Source organism: Mesorhizobium sp. M7A.F.Ca.AU.002.02.1.1, from assembly GCF_003998535.1.
GTDB classification, from domain to species: Bacteria; Pseudomonadota; Alphaproteobacteria; order Rhizobiales; family Rhizobiaceae; genus Mesorhizobium; species Mesorhizobium ciceri.
Map to the genome: position 1 here is coordinate 1 of NZ_RZPB01000897.1, position 2,184 is coordinate 2,184.

General features: G+C 64.2%; 2 protein-coding genes, 1 pseudogene and 1 riboswitch. Of the genes and pseudogenes, 1 reads left to right on the forward strand and 2 read right to left on the reverse strand.

Going from position 1 to position 2,184, the window contains the following annotated elements; all coding sequences use genetic code 11:
• Nucleotides 1–283, reverse strand: a pseudogene (locus tag EN879_RS32990) (thiamine/thiamine pyrophosphate ABC transporter permease ThiP); the annotation flags it as partial.
• An 8-nt stretch (nucleotides 284–291) separates the two neighbouring features.
• Nucleotides 292–1,290 (reverse strand): thiamine ABC transporter substrate binding subunit, encoded by a 999-nt coding sequence (gene thiB / locus EN879_RS32995; protein ID WP_063169191.1) that lies wholly within the window; start codon nucleotides 1,288–1,290, stop codon nucleotides 292–294.
• A 43-nt stretch (nucleotides 1,291–1,333) separates the two neighbouring features.
• Nucleotides 1,334–1,448, reverse strand: a riboswitch (TPP riboswitch).
• Nucleotides 1,449–1,535: 87 nt separating this feature from the next.
• Between thiB and EN879_RS33000 the strand changes: the two genes are divergently transcribed.
• Nucleotides 1,536–2,184: thiamine diphosphokinase (locus tag EN879_RS33000; RefSeq protein ID WP_127274562.1), on the forward strand; the 649-nt coding region annotated here is incomplete at its 3' end.

A 2,184-nucleotide genomic window follows, 5' to 3' on the forward strand; every position in this document is an offset into this window, starting at 1 on the left:
TCTGCAGGATGAAGGCGCGGCCGAAGAAACGTGGATGCCGCGACAGAGCGCGCGCCACAAACAGCCCCGGGATGACCGAAAGCAGCGTCGACAGGACCGCTTGCCAGAGCGTGAAGCGAATGACGCGAAGCAGATAGGGATCGAAGGCTGCCCAGGCGCCCGAGAAATCATGGGCGCCCTCGAAAAGCAGGCCGGCAAACGCGCCGCCGATCAGCAGCGCGATTGCAGCGAGCGCGACAATGCCGGCACTGACGCGGGAATCCGTGGAATGCGCCGGCGCCATCGCGCTGCCTATTTGCTCATCGCCGCCAGCCATTCATCGACCCAGGCCTTGCGGTTGGCGGCGACCTCTTGCGGGCTGAACAGCAAGGTCTTCGTCGGCTTGACCAGTTTGTCGAAGGCCGGATTGAGCGGCTTGTCGGTCTTGCCTGCCGGGAACATCCAGTTGGTCTCGGGGATGGCATCCTGGAATTTCGGCCCGGTCATGAAGGCCATGAACTTGGCCGCCAGCGGATTCTTGGCTCCTGTCGTGGTGATACCCGCCACCTCGATCTGCAGATACTCGCCCTCCTCGAAGGAGGCCGCCTGGTAGCGCTCCGTGTTCTCGGCGACCATGTGGTAGGCTGGCGACGTCGTGTAGGACAGCACCATCGGCGCCTCGCCCTTGGTGAACAGCCCATAGGCCTCGCTCCAGCCCGGCGTCACGGTCAGCACCTTGGCCTTGAGCTTGGCCCAGGCCTCGGGTGCCTTGTCGCCATAGACCGACTTGACCCAAAGAAGCAGGCCGAGGCCTGGCGTCGAGGTGCGCGGATCCTGGATGACGATCTTGTCGTTGGCACTGCCTTCGATCAGCTCCTTCAGGCTCTTCGGCGGCGTCTTCATCTTCTGCGTGTCGTAGACGACAGCGAAATAGCCGTAGTCGAAGGGGACAAACGTGTCGTCGCTCCAGCCGCCCGGCACACTGACATCCGTCACCGCGCCATGCGGCGCGAACAAGCCTGACGCCTTGGCATCGGCGGTGAGATTGGTATCCAGGCCAAGCACGATATCGGCCTTGGTCGATGTGCCTTCCAATCTGACGCGGTTGAGCAGCGCGACGCCATCGGCGACCGAGACGAAGTCGACGTCGCAGCCGCATTCGGCCTCGAACTCCTTCTTCACCACGGGACCCGGACCCCAGTCGGCGGTGAAACTCTCATAGGTGTAGACGGTGAGCTTGTCCTTGGCCAAGGCGGGCCCGGACAAGGCCACGACCGTTGCTGAAACAAGAGCGTATAAAAGCGTGCGCATCGGCGCCTCCTTCGTTTGAATTGAAAGGAATTGAGGCGTCGGACTGTCCGAAACGTCTAATCCCTCCGCCGGTACAAACCGGATCAGGTTCAGCGGGTTGGCGAGACTGCCTCTCAGCCGGTCCGCGAAGATCGCGTCCGGCACCCCGTTAGAGCGTTTCGACACATAGGCCGGGCCGATCCGCCATGCAAGCGGGAGTTTGCCGCCTTCCGTTTCCCGTGCCGGGCTGGTAAGGGCCACACGATATGAGCACATTCACCATCCTGCTTGGCGGCGATCTCATCCGTACGCCACGGCTCGACCGTCAGGTCAAAGGCTCCCGCGTCATCGCCGCCGACGCCGGCATCGGTCATGCGCGGTTGCTGGGTCTCGTGCCGGAGCTGTGGGTGGGTGATTTCGATTCGGTGCCGGCCAACCTGCCGGACGATCTCGCTTCCGTGCCGCGCCGGACCTTCCCGGCGGAAAAGGACCAGACCGATGGCGAACTTGCCGTCGCCGCGGCACTGGAGCGCGGCGCGACCCGCCTGGTGCTGGCCGGCGCCTTTGGCGGCAAGCGCGCCGACCACGCTTTTCTGCATCTGTCGCTCGCCCTGCGGCTGGCGGAGGCGGGAACGGACGTGCTTTTGACCAGCGGCGCTCAGGAAGGCATCCCCCTGCTGCGCGGAACGGCCGGCTTCGACTATGCCGACGGCACGCTGTTTTCGGTGCTCGGCTTTTCCGAGCTCGACGGCCTGACCGTCACCGGCGCCAAATGGCCGCTCGCTCACGTCAAGGTGGCGTTCGGTTCGTCGCTGACCATTTCCAACGAGGTCAAGTCCGACAAGACCGGGGGCCGCCTCGAAATCGCGCTCGGCCATGGCCGCGCGATGCTGCTCGCTCATCCCTATCCCTTAC

Excerpts from the sequence above, each read along its gene's own strand:
- thiB (WP_063169191.1), bottom strand. The coding sequence starts at position 1,290 with ATGCGCACGCTTTTATACGCTCTTGTTTCAGCAACGGTCGTGGCCTTG.